The organism is Spirosoma utsteinense (assembly GCF_014282275.1).
Taxonomy (GTDB): Bacteria; Bacteroidota; Bacteroidia; order Cytophagales; family Spirosomataceae; genus Spirosoma; species Spirosoma utsteinense.
The window spans coordinates 91,084-115,309 of the sequence record NZ_VFIA01000011.1 but is presented as its reverse complement, the minus strand read 5'-3'; the positions used below and the strand labels follow the sequence as shown (position 1 = coordinate 115,309).

Genomic DNA, 24,226 nt, shown 5'->3' with positions numbered 1-24,226 from the left:
ACCCCGCACTACACCGTCTATCAGCGCAAAATGCTGAGCATGAGAGGTAGTTCGGGTAAACAGTCAATCAAAGAACTTAGGCGGGAGCTACGCCAGCGTCAGACTGAAGCGGAAGAAATGCTTTGGTCTACCCTGCGTAATCGACAACTGGCGGGTAAGAAGTTTAGACGGCAGCACAGCTTTGGCAATAAATTTATCGTTGATTTTTACTGTCATGAACACCTGCTTGTCGTTGAACTGGACGGCAGTGTACATGATTTGGTTGAAACCCGCTTAAATGACGCTGAGCGTGAAGCTATCCTTTGCGATTTGGGACTAACCGTAATACGGTTTTCAAACCATTGTGTTTTTAATTCGCTGGAAGAGGTATTGAGCAAAATTAAAGGACACCTGTTGTAAGCATCCCCTCACCGCAAGGCCTGACCGCCCCGGCTCCTCACCCCCGGCCCCTCTCCCATGGGGAGAGGGGCCGGGGGTGAGGAGCCTTTCTACGTCCAGTACAGTACCGGCGCGTTTGGGAATCGCTTCTGCCATTCCTCATAAAAGAATGCTTTCATCTCCTTCATGACAGCAGGCAGATAAACGTACTTTGTGCCACCAAACTTGTTTCGCTTCTCGGCGCGGGTCGTCTCATCCATCTCCAGAGACGTGTTTGGATACCACTGCATCAATACATCTTTAGAACCTGGGGTAAAGCGATGGCTGATGAACTCGACGTTCAGCCAGTCTGGTGTATCGCTGCCGGGAAAATCGAGCGCGGCTGCTATACGATCCAGCAAGTCGCTGTACTGGTCGCGCCAGTCGGGAATGGGCATGAGGGGGGCCAGAACAATACCGACCGGGTAACCGCCCCCGCCAAGTTCGCGCGGCATAGCCAGTTTACGTAGCGCCTGCAACCGGGCTTCGACCGAGGCCGTCCCACCTTCCAGCCGCCGGGCTACCGACTCGGCGTTCAGGCTAAAACGGGCGCGGGTCTGCCCGTTATGAGGAAGATCAAGCAGACTATCGACCTGGCCGTATTTGCTGACAAACCGTAACTGTGCGTTCTCCCGGGTGCCGAAATAGCGGATACACTCAGCCAGGCTGCCCGTCAGGTGCTCAATGCCCAGCACGTCGGTATAACAACTCACCTCGAAGGTGGTTGGACGGGCTACACCGTTCAGACCGGCAGGCTGTCCCTGCCAGGTTTTGTTGGGTGGGTAGGTCCCTTCATAGGTAGCCGTATGTTCGAGCATTTTAGGCAGATTTGCATAGGCGCGCACGACGGGTGGCCCCGACAGGCTACCGGCTAGGTAACAGTAGTGACAGTGGGCGGGGCAACCTTCGGCGAGGTTCATCTGCCAGTCGGCCGATGGGGGAATGGGTTGCAATCGAAACGCGCCCGGAGGAGCGTTCACAACGGCCAGGGTGTTCTTGGCAATGCGGTAGGTCTCGCGCTCATCGGCTCCGCGCAAACCGGTGATGCGGTTATTCTTAGCTACGTCAATGGGCAAGTGCAGCGCCGAAAGGCGCTCGTACATTGCCTGACCAAAAGGCTCTTTCAGGGCGTCGGCCGTGAAGACAACCCGCTTGGGCATCCACAGTTTCGGCGACCGAAGGAGGGGCTCTGTAGTTGTTACGGGCGTAGGTATTGATTGGGTCAGCAGGTTGGATTCAGCGGTCATAACGAGAGTAGAAGGATAAATCAGGGCGCAGCCTAACCAGTTGGATGGCGTCTCCTAAAGAACATAGATTGAGTAAATAAAAATCCATTCATGTAGTTTTGATGTTAAGTTATATAGTTGATAATCAAGAAGTTATTCTGTGTTTTTAAATTAATTTTTTGTTGGAATCGAAGGGCAATCGCAACACCAGACATGAGATTATTAGTCTCATGAAAAAACTGGTTTTCCTGGTTTTCAAAATTTCTGGTGACTTATAGGTTAAAGCACGCGTTCTCGTATTGAGCTGCTCAGAACAATGGCTATTCGGCATTTTCAACGGATCAACTACTAGACAACCGAATTCGGATTGGTGGCAGGAAACTTTCCTGCCATGACAAGGACAAATAGACGCTGTTTGTGATGAAGTAACAATCAGGGATGTACCCTATTTTGTGTAGTGGTTAGCCACTATTTTGCGGAGAAAAGGTGTTCTACCAAAACTCTCGTATACGGTATGCGCTCGGCTTCCCTGGCGGTATGGCCGGATTGGTTTTACCGAGGTGGATTGTTTATTTTTACAAGTAGGTTACCAGGCAGGGGCAAAAACAAGCAAAACAGCTTCAATCATGAACGTACAGTATCTCTCCGATGCCCAGGGCCGGCATACGGCCATCGTCATACCCATTGAGGAGTGGAACAGCATAACGGCAAAGCATGAGGATTTAAAAACGCTGGAAAAACCAATGCAGCCTACTATCCAGCCAAAGCCTTCGGATTTTAGGGGGTCTATTTCTAAAAAAACAGCCGATGAACTCCTCAGATACACTGAACAAGCAAGAACCGAATGGGGAAACACTATATCCTAGATGCAAATGTTGTTATTGACTACGTAGGGGATAAACTTCCGCAGTCAGCAGCTCTAGCTATGGACAACCTCCTCAACGATGAACTCACGACCTCTATCGTTGTTAAGATTGAAGTTTTGGGCTTCGACGGTGATCCTGAAGAGATGCAAAAGCTGAACGATTTTTTGGGGTTGGCAACAACTTTTTATGTAGATGATGCCATTGCCGATAAAACGATCGCTCTACGAAAGACGTACAAAAAGCTAAAACTTGGTGATGCCCTGATTGCAGCAACAGCGCTTGTTCATGGGTTTACCGTCTTAACCCGCAACACTAAAGATTTTCGCTCTATCACTGGCCTGGTTTGCGTAAACCCGCATGAGTTGTAGCTATCCTCTTTAGTTAATGAAGGCTAAAGTTATTGCCAAGGTAATTTCCAGGGCGGGCCGTAGTTGATCTGGGCTTTACGATACGTCCACTGGCTAATATTGACCACGGTTAGGGTCGCATTCGACTCTTACCCGGTTTTTGGCCATAAAAAAACCTTCCGCTTAGTGGTTGACCCCACTACATTGGAAGGTTTTTTCTTTCTAGCCATCCTATCACGCGCTGGAATGACTCATGGTACCTCTTTGGTAGTGCTTACTGGTTACGCCGACTGAAATAATAGTTGACGCCAACGCGGGCGCGGCCGCCCCGGTTGCGACCCGCCAGCGGGTTACTGCGGTCGTAATAGTTCGTTTCCAGACTGCCTTCCAGCCCCAGGTTTTTCAGCAGGTAGAACTGAACGCCAATTTCGAGGTTGATGCTGTTGTAACGCGCTTTCTCGTCGTCGGCAACATTGCTGGCACGCTCCCGACCAAAGTTATAGCCAGCCCCAACGAAGCTGCTGATCCGGGTGCGGAAAGGGTAGTAACGGGCAAATAAGCCGACCTGATTGGAGCGGAAACTGGTACTCAACCGTCGGTCGTAACCCAGTCGCACACCACCCATGAAGCCCGGCTGAAAGAAGTACCCTATGCGTGGGTCGAGGGCCAGATACAGGCCATTGTTGCCGCCTAGTCCAAAGCCGATTGAGCTGCCGACAAAAATACTTCCCTTATCGTACCAGGGTAAGCCATAGCGTTCGTTCCGCGCACGGGTCGGTTCAACGATACTGGTCCGAACTTCTTCTTTAACCTCCTGGGAAGCCTCTTTTACCTGCTGTCCCGTTTCCCGTAGCTCTTCCTTAACTTCAGGTGCGCGTTCTTCGGCCCGGTTCTTTAACTTTTCGGCTCCTTCCTGAACATCTTCCTTAACATCCTGTGCTTTCTCCCGTACTTTTTCTTTCGTTTCTTCCTTGATGAGCGGCCGGTTCTCCCGTGACCGGTCGTTCTGTCCTAATGCCGCCACCGACAGCATGGTCAGTAACGTAGTCGCTGTAAGTAAATTTTTCATAATCGTCGATTTGATAACGTTGTCGAGTATCTATTGCCCTATTAACTACAAACCCAAAATAAGGTTTGTCGCTGGGATCGTCATTTCCAGAGATAGTACAAAAAATAAAGCACTCCCTTAATAAATAAGGGAGTGCAGACCCGGAAAAAGACTAGAAAAGAATACTATTTTTTCAATTGGTTAATTAGGTTCTGGACCTGTTCTATTGAGACGGCGGGGAAATTGGCGATCCGCATTTGAGTGTCTTTGAACGAACCATACCCACTGCCGAGAATGAGACCAGCCTGCTTTGTGGCTGCTAACACTTCGGCCGGGTTTTTAGTCGTTGCCACGATAACGGTCTGTGAACGGTGGCGCTCTTCCGTTACAAACGGCTGAAACTCCTTTGAGTCGTCCAGGAATTTATACAGCATCTTCGCCTTCTCCTCGGTCTGTTTCCGAATGGTGTCGATGCCAATCCGGTTGAAATCTTCCGCGATCTTACCCAGCAGATAAATAAACAGTACGTTGGGGGTGGCGGGCGTTTCAAACGTCTGATAATGCTTCCAGAGTACGGGCAGGGTATGGTGCGCACCGGTCGTTATAGACTCGTACTTCTGAATGCGTTCCGCTTTGGCCAGACAGGTCTGGTTGGCTATCCAGACGCCTAAGCCAGCGGGCATGCCAAACGCTTTCTGTACCGAAAAAAACGCGGAGTCGATCAGGTTGAAATCGAGATTCGGGTACGGTGCCGAGGATACCATATCGACAACAAACAGTTTCTTGGGGTACTTACGCTTCAGCTTGTGCATGTCGGCTGGCCGCATCTGTACGCCCGACGAGGTCTCGTTGTGGGTCAGGCAAACCAGTTCGGCGTATTCCGGCACGTCAATATCGCTGTAGTCGAATCCCTCACCGAACGGCTTCTCAAGTACGTGAGCGTATTTGTGCAGACTATGGGCGTAGTCATAGAACTTCCGGGAGAACGAACCGTTGACCAAATGAAAGCTCTCGTGCTCAACGCAGTTGAACAATACCCGTTCCCATACTTCCGATGCCGAGCCGGTGAAAAAGATACCATGGGTAGCCGGGATGTTGAGCAGGATGCGCAGCTGCTCATCGGTAAACTTGTAGATATCCCGAAACTGCTTGCTCCGGTGCGAAATTGACCCGATCTGCTCGTCCATTGCTGTTTGCAGGTGGTGAGCAAATGTGGGGTATAACTCGGCCGGGCCGGGGGTAAAGTAGGTGTTTTTCATAGAGGGTGAACGCATGAAAGAGAGAAAGCGTGAAAGGCTGATGCGAACACCCTTTCACGCTTCCAGTCGCTCATTAATTAATACAGTAGTCTGAATTTAATGGTATTGTCGATGACGCGTAGTTCGCTCACAACGGCATCCGCATACTCCTTGGCAATGTCGGTGATCACATAGCCAATCTGTTCGTTGGTTTTCAGATATTGCCCCTGAATGTTGATCTCATAACTGGCGAAGATGTTGTTCATCCTGGCCAGAATGCCCGGCACATTGGTGTGAATGTGCAGCAGGCGATGCGAATCTTTCAGGAGCGGTAACTGGAGTTCCGGAAAGTTGACGCTGCCGTAGGTGCTGCCATTGTTGATGTATTCGAGGAGTTTGCCCGGTACAAACTGACCAATGTTTGCCTGCGCTTCTTCGGTGCTGCCGCCAATATGGGGGGTCAGGATCACGTTCGGCAGGTTGCGCAGCGTGCTGATGAACTCTTCACTGTTCGTTTTGGGCTCCTGCGGAAACACGTCGATACCGGCACCAATGACCTTACCCCGCTCGATGGCGTCCACCAGCGCCGGAATATCGACGATGTGGCCACGGGAGAGGTTCAGGAAAATGACGCCGTTTTTCATCAGACCAAACTCACGGTAACTGATAAGGTTCTTGTTCTCTTTACGCCCATCGGTATGCAGACTGATGATGTCGGCAATAGCCAGTAGCTCGTCCAGCGATTTACACTTGCGGGCATTGCCCAGGGCAAGTTTGTCGACCGCGTCATAGAAGTAAACCTCCATGCCCAGCGCTTCGGCCACCACAGAGAGCTGCGTACCGATATTGCCATAACCCACCAGCCCTAGCTTTTTGCCCCGTACCTCATAGCTGTTCTTTGCCGACTTGTCCCACTCGCCCCTGTGCATCGAATTGCTCTTTGGGACAATACCCCGGATCAGCATGATGATTTCGCCGATAGCCAGTTCAACGACCGAGCGTGTGTTGCTGTAGGGGGCGTTGAAAACGGCAATGCCGCGTTCGGTGCAGGTGCTCAGATCGATCTGGTTCGTGCCGATGCAGAAGGCGCCAATGGTCATCAACTTGTTGGCGTTTTCGAGTACCCGGCGGGTTACCATCGTCTTGGACCGAATGCCCAGGATCGATACGTCGCGGATGGCTTCGATCAATTCATCTTCGTCCAGCGCACCCTTATGAATTTCGACGTTGAACCCTTCCTGTTCGAATAGCTGGACCGCAATCGGGTGTACGTTTTCGAGGAGCAGGACTTTGATGCGGCTTTTGGGGTATGACTGGCTCCGGCTCAATTTATTATCGAAGAGAAACTCATCGAGCGAAGGGGTAATATGGTCAGCTTTCTCCATCACCTTGATTCGGGCCACGTTCTCGGTGAACGCATAGAACTTGTTGGCCAGACCCGCTTCCCGAATTTCATAGTCCGTATAGCCATCACCGATCACATATACGTCGCCGTCGAGGTTGAGGTTTCGCATCAGCTTGACCTTGCCCCCGTCGGAGGCCAGCGGGTTTTCGAGGTCGCAGCCGACGATGTTACCCGTTTCGTCGTAGGTGAAGGTATTGGCAAAAACGTGACTCTCTTTCACACCCAGCGAGGTTACGATGGGAACGATAAACTCCTGGAACCCGCTCGACACCACATAGATATGGTCGGCGTTTTCCGTGATAAAAGCCTGGTTGCGCTGGAAAGAATCCGATATTTTGCCCATCAGCGTTTCGATGAGGGCGGGCAGATGGTCGCGGTGGGCGTTGAGCAGTTTCAGCCGCAGCGCCAGTGAATCGGCCAGACCAATTTCGCCCGACATGCCCCGGTCGGTGATGGCTTTGATTTGATCCAGTACGTCATTGCGGTCTGGACGACCGATGAGCGAGATCTCCCCCAGCACATCCAAAGCTTCTACTTTGGTAAATGTGCTGTCGAAGTCAATGATGTAAAAGGTCTGCTCGGCCGGGCCGAGGGTTGGTGATTGGGTGATCATATAGAGAAATACAAATAGAGTCGGTGTCTGTTATGGGACATGTTAACGCTAGTTTGTGATGAAGAAGTGACGATCGTACCTGTTTTTAAACTCATTGATACGAAGAGCTACGTGCTTAGAAAGGTTACTGCCCGTTCTTCCGACCAGTAGGGTTCTCCATTGATGCCCGAAGCCTTCGAGGCAAAACCGCAGTGGCCACCCTGCTCGGGAAACTCCATCCAGACATTGGGTAGTTCCCTAGCCAATGAGACGGGGAAGCATTCGGGTGACAGAAATGGGTCGTTCCGGGCATTGACGATGAGCGTTGGGATGGTAATACTGGGTAAGAACTGTAGCGAACTGCTGCGTGTATAATAATCCGTTACGTCGGCAAAGCCGTTCATGGGTGCAGTAAATAACGTGTCGAACTCCCGAACGCTACGCGCTTTGCTGACGGCTTCCGTGGCGAATGTTCCTGGCATTGCTGCGGCTTTTTGAAGCACTTTGCGCTTGAGCGTCCGGTTGAACCGGTAGTTGTACACCAGGCTGTCCCACTGCTCCAGCCGCTGGGTGGCACCAATCAGATCGAGTGGTACCGAGAAGGTAACCGCTTTCTTTATGGCCGGATCAAGGCCTTTTCCGCTGGTCAGGGAACCCTGTTCGCCGAGGTATTTCAAGGTTACGCTGCCGCCTGCGCTAAACCCCACGAGGTAAATGGTTTCATAAGCTGCCGAAACCGCGTGTTGAACGACATGATGCAGATCGCCCGTGTCGCCAATGTGGTAAAACCGCTGCTGCCGGTTCAACTCGCCACTACAGGAACGGTAGTGCCAGGCCAGACAATCGAATCCGCTTTGGCTGAGGTGGCGAACCATACCGGCCAGATACGTGCTCGTCGAACTGCCTTCCAGACCGTGTGAAAGAATGACCAGAGGACTCTTTATGGCGCCATCAGGCGGGGTAGCCGACGAAAGTGGGGGGCGGTTGCTGGTAGAGTAAACCCAGTCCAGGTCCAGAAAGTCATCGTCGGGAGTGTCGATTCGTTCGCGGACGTAGTTCACCGTGACCTTGCGAAACAGCGAAGGAATGATGGTTTGCAAGTGGCCATTCCACAAACGGGTGGGTGGCTTATAAGTCGACGGGGCAATCAGCGGCATGAGGGGGCGCAGTCGATTGAAGCCGCAAAGGTACGGGAAAAGGGCACAGGCTGACCGTATTAGTTTCAGAATTAGCTGGTACAGGACACACGTTCCGAGTTCGTTTCAATAAATTATTCGTACGGTCCTACCAGAAATCTGAACAGAAGATTTTCAGGCTGCTTATCTTTAAGCCCGCAACTGCGACGCTCAATTGCTCATCGCTCATTTTTTTGCCTTATGTCAATGAATCGGAATACCACCATGAATCGCCAGCAGTTTCTTAAACTTGGCGCATTAGCCACGTCGGCTGCTTTGCTGCCTGCCTTCGAAGGGATGGCTGCCACACCTAAAAAAGTTGGCCTGCAACTGTATACGCTCCGCGAAGCGATGGCGAAAGATCCTGATGGAACGCTTAAGAGCGTAGCTAAGATCGGGTATAAAGAAGTCGAATCGTTCGGCTATTCGGATGGGAAGTTTTTCGGTAAAACGCCCAAAGAGTATGCCACCTTACTGAAGGATTTAGGCCTGACGGCCCCTAGTGGTCACTACACGACCGGCAATGTTGTCGTCACCGGCAAAGGAACGTTAAAAAACGACTGGGAGCGCACAGTAGCCGATGCCGCTGAAATTGGACAGAAATACATGGTCTGCGCGTATCTCTTCCCCCCCGAACGGACCAAGATAGACGACTACAAGCAGTTTGCCGAACTGTTTAATAAATCGGCAGAGGTTTGCCAGAAAGCCGGTATCCAGTTTGCGTACCACAACCACGATTTTGAATTTCAGCCACTGGGCGGGCAGTTGCCCTACGATCTGCTGCTGAATGAAACGGATGAAAAACTTGTCAAGATGGAACTTGACCTATATTGGGCCACCCTGGCGGGTCAGGACCCAGTTGCTTTATTCAAAAAGAGCCCCGGCCGCTTCCCCCTCTGGCACATAAAAGATATTGCTAAAACGCCGGAACGTGAATTTGCCGAAGTCGGTACCGGCTCGGTCGATTTCCAGCGTATTTTCCACGCCGGTAAAACCGCCGGTATGACCCACTACTTCGTGGAGCAGGATGTTTGCAAACGGCCTCCGCTGGAGTCCATCGCCATCAGCTACAAAAACGTGCAGAAACTGAAAGTCTAAAGCAGGTGTCTGCCTGGGATGGACCTATTCCCGCATAAACATGAGTCATCCCGGATTTTAAAAGTCGCTATCTTTTAGAAAACAAGGGTATTAGGCATGCTGTCAGCTCCCTTGACCTACCGGGTATACACTTCTTTTTTTCCTACAGATAAGCCCTGTAGGGGCGACATGTCAATAGAAAAGAAAGAAGGGGTAGGCCCGTAAAGCGCCGTAGGGGCGACCTAACTGAACTGGATTAGGTCGCACCTACGGCGCTTTAGAGAGGATAGGAGCGCTACTAACTAGTGACAGGTCGCCCTTACGGGGCTAGCTGACCAAGGCTGGAGATCTACCCAGACAATACGTCCCCTGATCCAATGCCACGCCCCCCAGATGTGCCGGAACCAGGCTGCTTTTTGGGTAAGGTTTTCCCGAAGTGTACCGATTCGTTAAAATAGGGGATGACTAAGGTTTTATGCTTTTTTCCTGAGATGGCGGTAGGGAATCACGACGACAACACGTCAGGATATTATCGGGAAACGTCACTCTGTTTTAGCATAATAGCGTTTCCCGTTGCCTGATATCCGGCGGTCTGCGTATCCTAACGCAACAGTAAGCAAGGCCACGCAAATTACGAAAACACCGATGTAACGAAGGCCTCGTTGGCGCAGAAAGAATACCTGTAAAAGTAACGCCAGTACCAGAAAGCCAGTGACAATGACCGCAAGGAACGGGTTCAGTCCCTGTCTGGCATAGTGGCTGACCACCGCCAGAAGAAGGCTCCACCCAAGGGCCTGAATACCTAAACGCCGGTAAATACTCATGATATCTAGTCGTTTATTTGTCTTGTCCCGGTAAGCTCAGCAACGTAATGACTATGAGTCTGTTAGGGTTACTGGCAGGACGTGGTCGGTTGTAGCCTGGACGGCCACGTCCGGGTAGCTTAGTGTTATTTCATTCCCGTTGCGGGTGTATCACTTATAACTTCGTCACTAACGTCCGGGTAAGCGTATTCCCATTTCACGCCCGGACGTAGCCGTCCAGGCTACAACCGACCGCCTGGTTGAGTGAAACATAGGCCAACGTGAAATCATAAACAAGTTCTATGGGTGAAAACAGAGTAGCCCGCTGGCCACTTCTTAGCAACCGGGCTTATTTCAAATACTTCAGGATTGTTCGTTTGATCGTATCCCGATCAGCTGCCGGTGATCCGGGTGTGGCAACGGCCAGCTGTTCCAGTTCATCCAGCTCATGGCTCAGGACCATCCCTTTTACCTGCTGCCGAAGGGCAACGTCCTGCCGACCAGCCAGTACCTCGGCCCAGGCCGCCCGAACATCGGCCCAGTAGGCCTTGTGTTTGGCCCACCACGCTTTAGCGGCTCCACACGGGGCTTCGCTGGTGCGCGTATAGGCGTTCAGTCCCTTTTCGGTCACCAGCAGTTGATCGCCCGATTCTGACCGGATGATCTTGTCGTTGCTCTGTTCATGAACATATCCCGTGGCGGTGATCTCATGGTGGTTTGTCCGACGCATGACGTTGTAATCCTGGCGTTTGGTGTATTCTCGGCGCGGCAGGGGGGCGTCGGCTGTGCTTTCCCAGTAATGCCGTCCGTTGGTATGGTTCCAGGTCGCCGATCCTTCGTAGCGGGGACTGTCATCGACCTCGAATACCTTTTGGGCCCATTGGCCTTTGACCTGTTGGGCAGGACGCGTTACCCGTTTCCAGGTCGCATTCTGACGGAATGTAAGCAGGTCCCGGCTCTCGAACGACCAGTCTTCCCGCCAGTGTTTGATAACCACGCTGTCGCCCGCTACCAGCAGGTGCTGAATCACGATTGTAGTCGGTTGATTCGCCGGTCCTTGCTGTTCGGCTACAAATACCCACTCGGTGCCGCGTGCGGTATAAGGATCTTTAAAGGTATACTGCTTGTCGGGCGCAGACTTCTCGGCATACGTAAAAACCACGTTATGACAGCCACACTGGCCTTTGATCGCCGTTATGTCTTCCGGGCGTGGTGCCTCCTGAGCAAAGGCCAGTGCGCTGGAAAGAATAGCCAGGAAAATAGATAAGCTTATGTGTTTCATACGACTTTGCTAAAACAAGGAGTGCCTGCATACGATAGTCTGTCATACCGTTCTATCGACGCTATACCTGTACGGGATCAGGGGCGTTACGCTCATACGCTGCCGAATCGCGCAAATGCCTGCCGGTCCAACTCCTCCCTATGGTCAGGATGAGCGATGTTGATCAGCGCACGGGCCCGCTGACGCAGGTTCTGGCCATACAAATCAGCAATGCCGTACTCGGTTACGATGTAATGGACGTGGGCACGGGTGGTCGTTACGCCCGCTCCTTCTTTCAGGAACGGAACGATTTTGCTGAGTCCTTTGCTGGTCACCGAGGGCAGCGCAATGATGGGTTTGCCCCCCTCCGATAGCGAGGCCCCCCGCACAAAATCCATTTGTCCGCCAACACCCGAATACTGATAGGTACCAATGGTATCGGCGCAGACCTGACCGGTGATGTCGATCTCGATGGCCGAATTGATAGCGGTTACTTTCGGGTTCCGCCGGATAACCGATGTATCGTTGGTGTAGCTGGCCTGCTTCATGGCTACACCGGGATTGTCGTCGATGAAATCATAGACCCGCTGGCTCCCCATCACAAATGCCGACACGATCCGGTAGGGTAGCACGGTTTTGTGCTCGCCCGTGATAACGCCCCGTTCGACCAGATCGATGACCCCATCCGAAAACATTTCCGTGTGGATGCCCAACCCCTTATGGTGAATCAGTTCGGCCAGTGTCGCGTTCGGAATGCCGCCAATACCCAGCTGAAGAGTAGCGCCATCGTCTACCAGACTGGCTACATACTGACCAATCTTACGGTCTTCGGCGCTGATCTCTCCCGGCAGTACTTCATACATCGGCTCATCGACTTCTACGGCCGCGTGGAGCATACTGGCCGGAATCAGACCGTCGCCATGGGTACGGGGAACCCGGGGGTTTACCTGCGCAATCACATACTTTGCCGACCGGATAGCCGCCATCGATACATCGACGGAAGGACCAAGTGAACAGTATCCATGGGCATCCGGGGGCGATACCTGAATCAGGGCCACATCGATAGGCAGCACGTTTCGCTGGAACAACAGCGGCACCTCGCTCAGGAAAACCGGTACATAATCACCAATACCCTGGTTAAGCTGTTTGCGCATGTTGGCCCCGATAAAAAACGAGTTGGGCCGGAACGAGTCCTGGTATTTTTTGTCCAGATAGGGGAGTGGCCCTTCGGTATGGATATGACACACCTCCACGTTTTTCAATTCGGTGGCCCGCGCCACCATAGCGTTGATCAACACATGGGGGGTCTGGGCAACGCTGTGAATGAATACACGATTGCCCGACTGAATGGCTGTAACAGCCTGTTCAGGTGTGGTAAGCGGAAGGATAGCTGACATAGTAATCTAAGTAATGACGAATGCATTCAAGGTATTTCTTACCGTTGAGTGCGTTGGTTAATAGAAAAGACAACCCGGTGAAGGGTCGTGTGGTTTCAAATTTAGTGAGCTACGGGTTCGAAGTCATCGTCCCTGTGCGGGCTAGTGGGTCAGCAACTGCTGAAACCAGCGCCCCGACGTTTTCACGATCCGCTGCTGCGTTCTGAAATCGACGTAAACAAGGCCGAAGCGAGGCCGGTAGCCTTCTGCCCATTCAAAATTATCGAGGAAAGTCCAGGCAAAATACCCTGCTACCGGTAAGCCATCCTGTCTGGCACGCAGCACGTTGAGCAGGTATTGCTGGTGATAGTCGATGCGGGCCGGGTCGTGGACTGCGCCCTGCTGAACGGCGTCGTAAAAAGCGGCTCCGCTTTCGGTGATAACAATTTTTTTAATGCCCTCATAGCGGCTAAACTGCTCTATGATCCGGTACATGCTGTCGGGGTATACCTCCCAGCCCATTTCGGTAATGGCCGGAACACCGCGTTGCAGGGGGGAAACGTCCTTAGCCCATAAATAGGGCATGAAGTACGTGTGCTCAACGACCGCCCGGAAATAGTGCTGCAGGCCGATGAAGTCGAAATCGAATGCCAGCCGTTCCATATCGCCGGGTCTGGCTACTTTTTTGGCGATAGCTTCCAGAAAGGGCAGGGTGTCGCTGGGATAGCCCAAACCAAGCGCCGGTTCGATAAACAGCCGGTTTAAAAGGGCATCGACGCGGGCGGCAGCACCCAGGTCGCGGGACGACGGAGAGAACGGATCGACCGGCGAGCAGGAGAAGGCTGTGCCAACCTGTGCATCAGGCACGTTCTGCCGGACAATCCGGCCACCCTCGGCCTGGGCCAGCGCCGTATGGTGAATAACGGGCAGCAAACTTCGGAAACTACGCCGGCCGGGGGCGTGCATGCCCGTGAAATAGCCCAGCACCGACGAGGCCAGTGGCTCGTTCAGAATAATCCAGTGCTTGACTTTATGGCCAAAGGCCTGGGTGCAGATGGACACGAACTCCCCGAACCAGTCGACGATCTGGCGGTTTGGCCAACCACCTTTGTTTTCCAGGGCCTGCGGCAAGTCCCAGTGATAGAGGGTAACCCAGGGGGTAATGCCCAGCGCCAGGCAATGGTCGATAAGCCGGTCGTAAAAGGCCAGACCAGCCTCGTTGATGCGGCCTCCCTGGCGGGGCCCGGTGCCGTCGGGCAGAATACGCGGCCAGGAAAGCGAAAACCGGAACGCATCGAATCCCATCTCCTTGTGAAGCAGTAAGTCCGATTCGTAGCGGTCGTAGAATTCGCAGGCAACATCGGCCACTTCGCCGGTCTTTATTTTTCCTTTCTGTTTACTGAACGTGTCCCAGATGGATGGCCCGCGCCCGTCGCGGTCAACGGCCCCTTCGATCTGATAGGCCGCGGTGGCCGTTCCCCAGATAAAATCGGAACCGAACTGCTGTCGGGTAAAAAGTGGGTTGACAGGTTGGGAGGCAGGAAGGATAGCTGATTTCGACAAGATGCAGACTGGAACGTTACGTACAGTAACAATTTACGCGCCCGATCAGGTTTGCCCGTAACAAAACCTTAATATTGACCGAAAGACGGGTTGGTAACCCGCGCCGACTATACCCTGACGGTAGCTTTCCGGTAACCCCCGCCTGTTATGCCCTTCATTTCCCGAAAAAAACTGGTTTACACCATCAGCGGCCCCCTGCGGGCTTACCTGCAACAGTACAATCGTGAATATACGTTACCGATTCAATACGCCGACCTGCTGCGTTACGACAACTCCGCTTCACTGTTCGACAAACGCGACCGGGATACGCTCTGGGAAACGGTTTATTATCCGGCCAGCGAAACCGACGATATCCTGCTGGCTTTGAAAACTATCTACGCTATTCTGAAAGCGGATGGTGATATGTCGGTAACGGGACACCTGACCATCGACCGGGTGGACTTGTGCAGTTACGGCAATACCATGCCGTTTCGGGTGCGGGTCAGGAATCTGGTCAACGATAACTTCGACTATTTCTATATCAAAAAGGCTGATGCGTCGCGGATATATGGGCTGGAACTGGAGCACATCCTGTCGCCTAACCGCATCAGTTACCTGACCAGCGGCCAAACGCTCATTGAAGAACACATTGCCGGTATTCCGGGCGATATGTTCTTCAACCAGCAGATGCACGATGCCGAGATGAATCCGGTTCGGCTTTGCAAAGAATTTGTCAAGTTCAACGAACGCTGTTTTGCGCGGCTTCTGGGCGATATGCACTCCAGCAATTTCGTGGTCGACATCACGCCCGATTTTGACGAGGTCTATTACCGCATCCGGGCCATCGACTTCGATCAGCAATCCTACGAGGGTCGAAAGTCGGTGTATATGCCGCAGTATTATAAGCAGAACCAACCGATTATCGACCTGGGTACAACCTGCCTTACCCCGGAAAGCGTGCGCCAGTACCAAATTGAAGAGCGGTCGCTGATGGCCGGCCGATTGCGGGTTGAACAGACCCGGATCGGGGATCTGATGGTGGCCATGCGACCGGATGTCATTGCGCCCGAAGGCAACGTTGAACAGCTATGCGGGGCACTCAACCGGCATTACCACACCAGCAGCTACAATGACTGTCGCACGATGGGTGACGTCGTATGGCGTAGTCTCGAACTGGTACAGATACACTAATGCCCGCCCAGGCGAACGAATCGACCTGAGCGGGCACGTGCATTTCATACAGGCACGGTGGTAGTATAGTGGATTAACCTCTGCGGCCAAACGGAGCAGGCCGGTTGTTGTAGGGGCGATTGTTCTGCTGGGCCGCAAACAGACGATCCCGTTGCACCGAAGTCAGTACGGCCAGTACATCTTGACGCTTGCGAAGCATAAGCTGGCGGTAGCCATCCTGGGTCATCCGGGGATTCGAAAGCATCTGGTCGTAGTTATTCTCGATTTTACGAAGCTGTTTTTCCTGACGGCGCGATAAGCCAACGATGGCGTCGATGCGGTCGATTTTATACTCGTCCTGGGCTTGATCGTTATTGTAGCGGGGGCCTTGCGCCTGTACTGGACGGTTGCCGTAAGGTCTCGAATAAACGCCCTGAGCCATGGTTACACCAGTTGCAAGAGCAAAGAAAGTAAGGGCGGCTGCGATTGTCTTTTTCATGATCAGTGGTTGTTTTTTTGTGTTACCTGATGGTTAGAGGTAAAGCCACTGGCTGCGTTTAACGGGGTAACAGGCCCACCTTGCCGAATGCCGGTTTTCGGGTGCCGAACCGGAAAGAATCACTCCTGAATGACTTCATTTTTTTCTGACGAGCGATGCGCCAGGCGCTGGGCTATGATACTGGCCACAATAAGCTGAAGAGCGTGGTAGATCATGATGGGTAACAGGACGACCCCCGCAATGTTGCCCGGAAACAGGACGTTGGCCATCACACTACCCTGGACCAGCGATTTTTTGGAGCCGCAGAACAAGGCCGTAATGCGGTCCTTCGGCTCGAAATGTAAAAGTCGGCTGAGCAAATGAATGATTCCGAACATGAAAAAGAACAACGCCAGCATCAGGGCGGCCAGCAGGGCCAGGTCAGCCGCTGAGTAGTTGGCAAACAAGTTGAGCGAAAACGATTCGCAGAAAGACGTATAGACAATGAGCAGAATCGTAAACTGGTCGAAATAGCGGAGGTAGGACTTGTAACGATCAGCGAACCAGCCCAGCCAGCGATTCAGCAGAAGTCCGGCCAGTACGGGTAGTATGACCTGGATGGTCAGCTTTCCAATGACGCTGCCCAGGTCGTATTGCCCGTTTGTCGACGAGAGCAGGAAACTCATCCAGAGGGGGGTGATGAACACCCCGATCAGGCTGGAAATACTGGCGTTGAATATAGCCGCCGGCAGGTTGCCCCCCGCAATCGAAACCATCACGACCGAAGATGAAACGGTAGAGGGCAGGGCGGCTACATAAAATATGCCCAGCCATAGTAACGTTGTATCGGGGGTAAGCCACAGCGAACGACACGCCAGTACAACTGCCGGGAAAAGGACAAACGTGGTCAGATGAATAACCAGATGGAGCCGGTAGTTACGCAGACCTGCTTTCAACTGGTCGAAATTGAGCCGAAGTCCATAGAAAAAGAAGATGAACGAAACCCCGTAGCTGGCCAGGGCCGATAAAGAAAGCGGACCCTCCTGAATGCCGGGACCTGGCCATAGCCTTGCCAGACCAATCATAGCCAGCAAAGCAAGTATAAACCAATCGAGCCCGACACGGGCTAATAGTGTGCTTAATGAACGGTTTTCCATACCTACCCCTAACTACCTGAGAGCGGGTTTCGTTTGCCCAGATAACCGGCTGCCCGACTAATGTTGATGGACGCCGTGGGTACCGGGATTTGATTGGTTAGCTTTTGGAGGTTATGGGCGGCTGGTTTGATAAAGTCCGGTCTAATTTCCCTTCTCATGGCTCGATATCCTGAAAAAAACAGTTCATTTGCTGGCCTGTTCGCCAAACACTGTGAGGAGTCGGCCAGCCGGGCGCATTTTTTTAACCATGCCGTGCTGGCAGGAGTTATAAACCTTGTATGATCGAGGGCCGTGGCACACAGTGAGCCGCTGGTACTAAAGGACGTTGTTATGATATTTTCTTTAACGATTCTCGACAAAGAAGCTCAGCATCGGGAGTTTATGCTCATGCTGGATAGTCTGGAGGTTGGCTGTGACTTTGTTAGCTCGCTTGTCAGTCAGGGAGAAACGCTGCTTGAGGTCAATCTTATTGAAAAGAATAAATTGACCCCGTTACCGCTGGAGCTATTCGACGGGTTCCCTTTCATCGCGCCCATACAGCAGCTGGAGCAGGAGTGGGTAGGGCTGTTGAGTCAACCGACCAGTCCTGTACCGGACGTCGATCAGGAGATGATAAACCTGACTCACCAGCGCATGCGCCTGTGTGAAAGCAGTATGTCGAACCAGCAGTCAATGATTTCCTATTTCGAATCATTGCTACATCGGGTTGAAGGAGGAATCTTTCACGAACCAACCCGGTCCGTTATGATAAACCATTACCAGCGTCAAATCGATACCTATACAAGGCAGTCCATGAAGGCGCAGACGCGTCAACAGCAGATACTGAAACGACTGAACGAGTTAGCCGCCTGATGAATAGCGCAGGTGGCGGCAGATTTTATCGTTCATCACCACCTGCGCTATCTGACCGGCGACTACATATTTCGGCGGTATTGTCCACCTACTGCATAGAGCGCGTTCGATAACTGGCCCAGCGAACATACCTTGGCCGCTTCCATCAGGCTTTCGAAGATATTTTCGCCCAGCAGGGCACTGGTCTGGAGGTTTTTCAGGGCTACTTCAGCCGCGTCTTGGTTTCGTACCTGAAACGCCCGGCAGTTGTCGACCTGAGACCGTTTTTCTTCCTCTGTCGAACGGATGACCTCAGTGGGCGTAATCGTCGGTGAGCCGTTCGGGTCCAGAAACGTATTGACGCCAACGATGGGTAAGTCACCGTTGTGCTTGAGCGTCTCATAATACATCGACTCCTCCTGAATCTTGCTCCGCTGGTACATGCGTTCCATGGCTCCCAGTACACCCCCCCGCTCATTGATAGCCAGAAATTCCTGATATACGGCCTCTTCAACCAGATCGGTCAATTCCTCCACCACGAACGAGCCCTGTAATGGATTCTCGTTCTTTGTGAGGCCAAATTCCCGGTTTATAACGAGCTGAATCGCCATGGCACGGCGCACCGACTCTTCTGTTGGCGTCGTGATAGCTTCATCATACGCATTGGTATGCAGCGAGTTACAGTTGTCGTAGACGGCCAGCAGCGCCTGTAACGTTGTTCGAATGTCGTTAAACGCGATCTCCTGTGCGTGCAGACTACGGCCCGAGGTTTGAATATGGTATTTGAGCTTCTGACTCCGGTCGTTGGCGCGGTACTTATGTTTCATCGCTTTTGCCCAGATACGACGCGCCACACGTCCCAGCACCGTATACTCGGGGTCCATACCGTTCGAAAAGAAGAACGACAGGTTTGGTGCGAACTCGTCGACCTGCATCCCCCGGCTGAGGTAGTACTCTACGAATGTGAAGCCATTGGAGAGGGTAAAGGCCAGCTGGGAGATGGGGTTAGCCCCCGCTTCGGCGATGTGGTAGCCCGAAATAGAGACGGAGTAAAAGTTCTGAACCCGATTGTCAGTGAAATATTGCTGAATATCGCCCATCATCTTCAGGGCGAATTCGGTCGAGAAAATGCAGGTGTTCTGAGCCTGATCTTCCTTCAGAATATCTGCCTGTACGGTCCCGCGCACCTTGCGGAGCGTGTCGGCTTTGATTTGTTCATAGACCCCGTTGGGTAACACCCTGTCGCCCGTGGTGCCCAGCAGTCTCAGTCCAAGCCCATCGTTACCGTCGGGGAGGGGGCCGTTATAAGCGGTTTCCTGCCCAACTTCATGCGTAAGCTCCGGGGCTGAGGGGTCGGTGCGGGTATTCAGGTACTTCTCACACTGCTGATCGATGGCTGCGTTCAGGAAAAAAGCCAGCAGCATGGGCGCGGGGCCATTGATGGTCATCGATACCGACGTTGCCGGATCACACAGGTCGAAGCCGGAATAAAGCTTCTTCGCATCGTCGAGGGTAGCAATGCTAACGCCTGAGTTGCCCACTTTGCCAAAGATATCGGGGCGCAGGGCCGGGTCTTCGCCGTACAGCGTGACCGAGTCGAAAGCCGTCGAAAGCCGTTTCGCCGGCTGGCCTTTCGATACATAATGGAACCGGCGGTTGGTGCGCTCCGGCCCGCCTTCGCCCGCAAACATGCGCGTTGGGTCCTCGCCATCGCGTTTGAGCGGGAATACCCCAGCCGCATACGGAAACTCACCCGGCACGTTCTCGGTTAGCAGCCACCGCAGAATGTCGCCCCAGTCGTGGTAGCGGGGCAGGCTGACTTTAGGAATTTTCAGGTGAGACAGCGTTTCGGTATACAGCGGTTGACGGATAACCCGGTCGCGGACTTTAAACTCGTAGAACTCGGCTGTGTAACGTTCCTGCATAGCGGGCCACTGCTGTAACAGGGCGCGACAGTCCGGGTGGAGCCGACTTTCGAGTTCCGTGTAGAGTTGGTGGAGTTGGTCGTGCTTATGGCTTTCCCCCCCGGTCTCTCCCGTAACGGCGGGCTGCTCCCGGGACGACGAAGAAAGTAGTTTCAGCACGCCATCGAGTTGATACAACTGCCGCGCCAGCGTTGTCTGATCGGTTACGAACTGATCATACCGTCGGCTTTCTTCCACGATCTCGGCCAGATAGCGAACCCGGTCGGCGGGGATAATGGCCGATTTGCCCGTGGAAGCTGTCTGACCTTCATCCGCTACCCGCCAGCTGCTGCCGCCCACAGAGGCCATCAGTCTGGCAAACAGAGTATTCATGCCCGGGTCGTTGAACTGAGAGGCAATTGTTCCCAGGATAGGTAAGTCCTCATCCGCTACATCCCACAGGTTGTGATTGCGCCGGTACTGTTTCCTGACGTCGCGGAGGGCATCGAGCGAGCCGCGTTTGTCGAATTTATTAATGGCTATGACATCGGCGAAGTCGAGCATATCAATCTTCTCAAGCTGCGTTGCCGCCCCGTATTCGGCCGTCATCACATAAAGCGTCTTGTCCGAATGTTCGGTAATCTCCGTATCCGACTGCCCGATACCGGACGTTTCTACGATGATCAGGTCGAAGCGGGCGGCTTTACATACGTCGATGGCATCCTGAACGTGGCGGCTCAGTGCCAGATTCGACTGGCGGGTTGCCAGCGACCGCATGTAAACCCGGGGATTATGAATGGCGTTCATGCGAATTCGATCGCCAAGCAGTGCGCCACCCGTTTTTCGTTTCGATGGATCGACGGAAATAATCGCCAGTGTTTTATCCGGATAGGTCCGCAGAAACCGAAGCACCAGTTCATCGACAAGCGAGGATTTGCCGGCACCCCCGGTACCGGTGATGCCAAGAACCGGTGACGACTGACTTACCGATTGTAACGCCTGCTTCAGACGACGGTATTGATCGGGATCATTTTCGGCGGTAGTGATGAAGCGGGGAATAGTTTCCAGATCAACTGAGCTAGTCGTTATGGATGGCAGCTCGAAGTCGCACTGTTGCAGCAGATCGTCGATCATCCCTTGCAGGCCCATCGCCCGGCCATCGTCGGGGCTGTAGATACGGGCAATACCGTAGCGGTGAAGCTCCTCGATCTCGGTGGGTAAAATGGTGCCGCCCCCGCCCCCGAATAGTTTAATGTGGCCCGCTCCCCGTTCGTTGAGCAGGTCATACATGTACTTGAAAAACTCCAGATGCCCGCCCTGGTAACTGGTAATGGCAATACCCTGAACATCTTCCTGAATGGCGCAGTCTACAATTTCAGCTACCGACCGGTTATGGCCCAGGTGAATGACTTCGGCACCCGACGACTGCATGAGCCGACGCATGAGGTTGATGGCCGCGTCATGCCCATCGAAGAGTGACGCCGATGTTACGATCCTGATTTTGTGGCTCCATTTCGAGCCGGTGGCAGATTCCGGTTTGGCGGGTTGAGCAACCATAGGGGATTGGCTAATCGTTTGTTGATGTAATATCATTAAAACAAGATCAAAGTTACACATCAATAGGCAATGCCGTTTCTTTTCCTGCCGATTCACCGTTTGTCCGTAAAGAATAGCATTCGTACCGAAGGGTTGTAGATGAAAGGAAGCTGGTTGTATTTTTAGGTTAACCAAACGTCTACACGAATGATACACATGAAAAAACTTCTTGTTGCTGGCTTGCTACTGTCGGGGGCGGTGGTCGGTACGGCTGGTGCACAAACCAAAGACAACGCCTTGCTTTATGAACTGACCGGCCCCGGCATTACTACACCGTCGTACCTCTATGGCACGTTTCACCTCGTTTGCCCAACCGACCTTGCCATTACCGATGTCATGAAAAAAGCCGTTAACGACAGTCAGCAGCTGTATCTGGAACTCGACATGGATGATCCTGCCATGATGGGAAGTATGATGAAAGCGATGACAATGACGGGTGGTAAAACCATAAAGGATTACCTTAAGCCAGACGATTACACGCTCTTGGATACGTACCTGAAGCAGAAAATGAACATGAGCCTGACGCAGGTAGGCACCATGAAACCTATTGCCCTGACGTCGCTGATGTACATGACCGTGCTTCCCTGCCAGCCCGCGTCCTACGATATGACGTTTGCCCAGATGGTTGCCAAAGACAAAAAAGAGGTTCTTGGACTGGAAAGCCTCGATGCCCAGCTGGCCGCGCTGGACAACATTCCGATGGAAGAGCAGCTAAAAGGGCTGGTAGACATGGCCAAAAAGCCGGAGGAGGCCAAACAGGAATTTAACGCGCTGCTGGCGGCCTACAAAGCCCATGATATCGCCCGAATGATGACGATGATGAAGAGCAGCCAGTTTAGCGGGGGCGACTTCGCGCAGTATGAGGATGCACTCCTGGGTAAACGCAACGCCAACTGGATTCCCGTCATCGAGAAAGCTGCCAAAGAGAAAGCCACCTTTTTCGCATTCGGAGCCGGCCACCTGGGGAACGACAAAGGCGTCGTGAACCTCCTGCGGGAAAAGGGGTATACCGTGAAAGCAGTGGAGTGAGGCAGTTGGTCAGTCGATGAGTTGGTCAGTTGGTGAGTGAACTGACTAACTCACCGACTCATCGACTAACTAACTGATCGACTGTGTCACTTTTTAAACGCCAGCGCTTTTACGGGCTGGATACGGTTGATGATGAGCGTTGGTAACCAGAGTACCAACGCGATCAGTGCAATGGTAGCCCCGTTCAGGGCCAGGATCGTTGGCCAGTCCCACGAGATGGGAACATAGGTCATGAAGTAATTTTTCGGGTCGAGTGGAATCAGGCGAAACTGCCATTGAAGCCAGCAAAGGGTCAGTCCCACAACGTTTCCGATCAACAGGCCCCACCCGACCATGTTCAGGCCAACATACAGGAACATGCGCCGGATGAGCGTATCGGGACCCCCAATTGCTTTCAGGAGGCCAATCATAGGGGTGCGTTCCATCATCAGTACCAGTAATACCGATACCATGTTGAAGGAAGCTACAAACGTGATCAGGGCCAGAAGGATCACCATGTTGCGGTCCAGCAATACCATCCAGTCGAATAGCGGCCGGTACTGGTCCGTGACGCGGGTCAGCCGCAGGTCGGGCGACATCAGGTCGAACACACTGGCCACCGCCGGTTCCAGCTGGTCGAAGTCCCTGACGAAAATTTCGTAACTCCCCACCGAGTCCGGTCCCCAGTTGTTGAGCCGTTGAATCAGCCGGATATCGCCCAGCGCGATGGTCTTGTCCACCTCTTCGAGCCCCGTATCGTATATGCCCACCACCGTCATTTTACGAACGCGGGGTGCGCTCCCGGGCGACTGCCCTCCCAGGAAGTACATCGGCAGGCCATCGCCCACCTTTACCTTTAACTGATTGGCCATGTACTGGCTGATGAGCAGCTCCGTAGAGCCCCGGCTCGGTTGCCCGTTGCTGGAGTCGGTCGCCACAGCCGGAACCGTACCGGCTGTAATGGATTCGCGCAGTAACTCCCAGTCATAGTCACGTCCAACCCCTTTGAGCACGATGCCCATCAGTTCCTCTTTAGTTTTGAGGATACCCGCCTTCAGCGCTACAGCCTGCATGTGGCGGAAACCCGGAATACGCTCCCGTTCCTGATAGAGCTTCGTGTTCAGCGAAATAGCCGACTCGGCATACGAGTAGTTGTTGGTGAATTTGCTTACCTGAATATGAGCACCGAACAGAAAGATCTTTTGCTGGATGGTGTTTTTATACCCGAATAGTACACCGAACGCCACAATCAGAATGGCAAGACCCAGCGCGATGCTGGCCACACCCACCCGCGTAACGGTAGCCGAGAAACTGCCTTCGGGTGCGTGACGTACCTTGCGGGCGAGGAAAATAGGGATGTTCAAAGCTGTGTGCAGTTATCAGTAAACAACGTCAGCCAGCAACGCCTGCCTATAGGCGTCAACCCTGCGGGCCGGTCAGGGCTTGCTGACGTGTGTTTCGTTCCGGTGCGTAAAAGTAAGCGTTTTGTTGACGCAGTCCATCGGGCTCCGGGCAGTAGATTTCTGTATGCCTGGAGCCACCAGGCCGTAATGCAGCAACAGGATGAGGTCTTCTGAGACGCAAAATAGCTTCGTTCGTATACGGAAGAGCCTGAAAAAACCTTCCAGATCATAACCCGAAGACAAGACTAAAACCGGTGGTGTCCGGTATGGGATTGACTCATATTATAAGCTGGTCTAGTGAACTTT

20 protein-coding genes are annotated in these 24,226 nt (G+C 53.0%); 7 read left to right on the top strand and 13 right to left on the bottom strand.

Features of this window, described 5'->3' with window-relative positions:
• Positions 1–30: 30 nt before the first annotated feature.
• Complete coding sequence (locus tag FH603_RS10925) at positions 31–399, top strand: endonuclease domain-containing protein (RefSeq protein WP_317171226.1); 369 nt, start codon at positions 31–33, stop codon at positions 397–399.
• A gap of 89 nt (positions 400–488) precedes the next feature.
• On the opposite strand, the gene FH603_RS10920 is transcribed toward FH603_RS10925, so the two are convergent.
• Positions 489–1,577 carry a spore photoproduct lyase family protein gene (locus FH603_RS10920; protein WP_186737596.1) on the bottom strand — a complete coding sequence of 363 codons (1,089 nt, stop codon included), beginning with the start codon at positions 1,575–1,577 and terminating at the stop codon, positions 489–491.
• 692 nt (positions 1,578–2,269) lie between these two features.
• Here FH603_RS10920 and FH603_RS10915 point away from each other — a divergent pair.
• Both FH603_RS10915 and FH603_RS10910 read left to right on the top strand, forming a co-directional pair.
• Positions 2,270–2,509: a hypothetical protein gene (locus FH603_RS10915; RefSeq protein WP_186737526.1), complete on the top strand. Its 240-nt coding sequence runs from the start codon at positions 2,270–2,272 to the stop codon at positions 2,507–2,509.
• A complete protein-coding gene (locus tag FH603_RS10910; protein ID WP_186737525.1) occupies positions 2,488–2,877 on the top strand; it encodes a type II toxin-antitoxin system VapC family toxin in 390 nt (129 codons plus the stop codon). Before FH603_RS10915 ends, FH603_RS10910 begins: the two co-directional genes overlap by 22 nt.
• Before the next feature lie 253 nt (positions 2,878–3,130).
• Here FH603_RS10910 and FH603_RS10905 read toward each other — a convergent pair whose 3' ends face one another.
• The 4 genes from FH603_RS10905 to FH603_RS10890 form a co-directional block, all read right to left on the bottom strand.
• Complete coding sequence (locus FH603_RS10905) at positions 3,131–3,925, bottom strand: hypothetical protein (RefSeq protein WP_186737524.1); 795 nt, start codon at positions 3,923–3,925, stop codon at positions 3,131–3,133.
• Positions 3,926–4,089: 164 nt separating this feature from the next.
• Entirely contained in the window at positions 4,090–5,163 is a 1,074-nt protein-coding gene (locus FH603_RS10900) for an aminotransferase class V-fold PLP-dependent enzyme (RefSeq protein WP_186737523.1), read from the bottom strand.
• 77 nt (positions 5,164–5,240) lie between these two features.
• Positions 5,241–7,160 carry a phosphoglycerate dehydrogenase gene (gene serA, locus FH603_RS10895; RefSeq protein WP_186737522.1) on the bottom strand — a complete coding sequence of 640 codons (1,920 nt, stop codon included), beginning with the start codon at positions 7,158–7,160 and terminating at the stop codon, positions 5,241–5,243.
• 107 nt (positions 7,161–7,267) lie between these two features.
• Positions 7,268–8,296 (bottom strand): YheT family hydrolase, encoded by a 1,029-nt coding sequence (locus FH603_RS10890; protein WP_186737521.1) that lies wholly within the window; start codon positions 8,294–8,296, stop codon positions 7,268–7,270.
• A 225-nt stretch (positions 8,297–8,521) separates the two neighbouring features.
• Here FH603_RS10890 and FH603_RS10885 point away from each other — a divergent pair, with 225 nt between their 5' ends.
• A complete protein-coding gene (locus FH603_RS10885) occupies positions 8,522–9,412 on the top strand; it encodes a sugar phosphate isomerase/epimerase family protein (protein WP_186737520.1) in 891 nt (296 codons plus the stop codon).
• Positions 9,413–9,933: 521 nt separating this feature from the next.
• Here FH603_RS10885 and FH603_RS10880 read toward each other — a convergent pair.
• The 4 genes from FH603_RS10880 to FH603_RS10865 form a co-directional block, all read right to left on the bottom strand.
• The gene (locus tag FH603_RS10880; protein ID WP_186737519.1) at positions 9,934–10,215 is read right to left on the bottom strand and encodes a hypothetical protein; all 282 of its coding nucleotides are present in this window, start codon (positions 10,213–10,215) and stop codon (positions 9,934–9,936) included.
• Positions 10,216–10,543: 328 nt separating this feature from the next.
• Complete coding sequence (locus tag FH603_RS10875; RefSeq protein ID WP_186737518.1) at positions 10,544–11,476, bottom strand: DUF6607 family protein; 933 nt, start codon at positions 11,474–11,476, stop codon at positions 10,544–10,546.
• Positions 11,477–11,568: 92 nt separating this feature from the next.
• Positions 11,569–12,852 carry an acetyl-CoA hydrolase/transferase family protein gene (locus FH603_RS10870; protein ID WP_186737517.1) on the bottom strand — a complete coding sequence of 428 codons (1,284 nt, stop codon included), beginning with the start codon at positions 12,850–12,852 and terminating at the stop codon, positions 11,569–11,571.
• A gap of 141 nt (positions 12,853–12,993) precedes the next feature.
• Positions 12,994–14,394, bottom strand: a complete 1,401-nt coding sequence (locus FH603_RS10865) for a GH1 family beta-glucosidase (RefSeq protein WP_208493047.1) — start codon at positions 14,392–14,394, stop codon at positions 12,994–12,996.
• A gap of 147 nt (positions 14,395–14,541) precedes the next feature.
• Between FH603_RS10865 and FH603_RS10860 the strand changes: the two genes are divergently transcribed.
• On the top strand, positions 14,542–15,564 hold the full coding sequence (locus tag FH603_RS10860; RefSeq protein ID WP_186737516.1) for a hypothetical protein: 1,023 nt from the start codon (positions 14,542–14,544) through the stop codon (positions 15,562–15,564).
• 73 nt (positions 15,565–15,637) lie between these two features.
• Here the strand turns inward: FH603_RS10860 and FH603_RS10855 are convergent, their stop codons facing one another.
• Together FH603_RS10855 and FH603_RS10850 are read right to left on the bottom strand one after the other, a co-directional pair.
• Positions 15,638–16,042: a hypothetical protein gene (locus FH603_RS10855; RefSeq protein WP_186737515.1), complete on the bottom strand. Its 405-nt coding sequence runs from the start codon at positions 16,040–16,042 to the stop codon at positions 15,638–15,640.
• A gap of 119 nt (positions 16,043–16,161) precedes the next feature.
• Positions 16,162–17,178 carry a bile acid:sodium symporter family protein gene (locus FH603_RS10850; protein WP_186737514.1) on the bottom strand — a complete coding sequence of 339 codons (1,017 nt, stop codon included), beginning with the start codon at positions 17,176–17,178 and terminating at the stop codon, positions 16,162–16,164.
• Positions 17,179–17,508: 330 nt separating this feature from the next.
• Between FH603_RS10850 and FH603_RS10845 the strand changes: the two genes are divergently transcribed.
• Positions 17,509–18,030, top strand: coding sequence for a hypothetical protein (locus FH603_RS10845; RefSeq protein WP_186737513.1), 522 nt, complete (start codon positions 17,509–17,511; stop codon positions 18,028–18,030).
• Between the two features lie 62 nt (positions 18,031–18,092).
• Here the strand turns inward: FH603_RS10845 and FH603_RS10840 are convergent, their stop codons facing one another.
• A complete protein-coding gene (locus FH603_RS10840) occupies positions 18,093–21,470 on the bottom strand; it encodes a methylmalonyl-CoA mutase family protein (RefSeq protein WP_186737512.1) in 3,378 nt (1,125 codons plus the stop codon).
• Between the two features lie 195 nt (positions 21,471–21,665).
• Between FH603_RS10840 and FH603_RS10835 the strand changes: the two genes are divergently transcribed.
• Positions 21,666–22,538 carry a TraB/GumN family protein gene (locus FH603_RS10835; RefSeq protein WP_186737511.1) on the top strand — a complete coding sequence of 291 codons (873 nt, stop codon included), beginning with the start codon at positions 21,666–21,668 and terminating at the stop codon, positions 22,536–22,538.
• A gap of 86 nt (positions 22,539–22,624) precedes the next feature.
• On the opposite strand, the gene FH603_RS10830 is transcribed toward FH603_RS10835, so the two are convergent.
• Positions 22,625–23,881 carry an ABC transporter permease gene (locus FH603_RS10830; RefSeq protein ID WP_186737510.1) on the bottom strand — a complete coding sequence of 419 codons (1,257 nt, stop codon included), beginning with the start codon at positions 23,879–23,881 and terminating at the stop codon, positions 22,625–22,627.
• Between the last annotated feature and the right edge of the window lie 345 nt (positions 23,882–24,226).

Bases quoted from the DNA above. Each gene is read 5' to 3' on its own strand.
- FH603_RS10850 (WP_186737514.1), bottom strand. From the start codon at position 17,178: ATGGAAAACCGTTCATTAAGCACACTATTAGCCCGTGTCGGGCTCGAT.
- FH603_RS10870 (WP_186737517.1), bottom strand. From the start codon at position 12,852: ATGTCAGCTATCCTTCCGCTTACCACACCTGAACAGGCTGTTACAGCC.
- FH603_RS10880 (WP_186737519.1), bottom strand. From the start codon at position 10,215: ATGAGTATTTACCGGCGTTTAGGTATTCAGGCCCTTGGGTGGAGCCTT.
- FH603_RS10875 (WP_186737518.1), bottom strand. From the start codon at position 11,476: ATGAAACACATAAGCTTATCTATTTTCCTGGCTATTCTTTCCAGCGCA.
- FH603_RS10845 (WP_186737513.1), top strand. From the start codon at position 17,509: ATGATATTTTCTTTAACGATTCTCGACAAAGAAGCTCAGCATCGGGAG.
- FH603_RS10900 (WP_186737523.1), bottom strand. From the start codon at position 5,163: ATGAAAAACACCTACTTTACCCCCGGCCCGGCCGAGTTATACCCCACA.
- FH603_RS10915 (WP_186737526.1), top strand. From the start codon at position 2,270: ATGAACGTACAGTATCTCTCCGATGCCCAGGGCCGGCATACGGCCATC.
- FH603_RS10860 (WP_186737516.1), top strand. From the start codon at position 14,542: ATGCCCTTCATTTCCCGAAAAAAACTGGTTTACACCATCAGCGGCCCC.
- FH603_RS10910 (WP_186737525.1), top strand. From the start codon at position 2,488: ATGGGGAAACACTATATCCTAGATGCAAATGTTGTTATTGACTACGTA.
- FH603_RS10890 (WP_186737521.1), bottom strand. From the start codon at position 8,296: ATGCCGCTGATTGCCCCGTCGACTTATAAGCCACCCACCCGTTTGTGG.
- FH603_RS10840 (WP_186737512.1), bottom strand. From the start codon at position 21,470: ATGGTTGCTCAACCCGCCAAACCGGAATCTGCCACCGGCTCGAAATGG.
- FH603_RS10885 (WP_186737520.1), top strand. From the start codon at position 8,522: ATGAATCGGAATACCACCATGAATCGCCAGCAGTTTCTTAAACTTGGC.
- serA (WP_186737522.1), bottom strand. From the start codon at position 7,160: ATGATCACCCAATCACCAACCCTCGGCCCGGCCGAGCAGACCTTTTAC.
- FH603_RS10905 (WP_186737524.1), bottom strand. From the start codon at position 3,925: ATGAAAAATTTACTTACAGCGACTACGTTACTGACCATGCTGTCGGTG.
- FH603_RS10855 (WP_186737515.1), bottom strand. From the start codon at position 16,042: ATGAAAAAGACAATCGCAGCCGCCCTTACTTTCTTTGCTCTTGCAACT.
- FH603_RS10920 (WP_186737596.1), bottom strand. From the start codon at position 1,577: ATGCCCAAGCGGGTTGTCTTCACGGCCGACGCCCTGAAAGAGCCTTTT.
- FH603_RS10925 (WP_317171226.1), top strand. From the start codon at position 31: ATGCTGAGCATGAGAGGTAGTTCGGGTAAACAGTCAATCAAAGAACTT.
- FH603_RS10835 (WP_186737511.1), top strand. From the start codon at position 21,666: ATGAAAAAACTTCTTGTTGCTGGCTTGCTACTGTCGGGGGCGGTGGTC.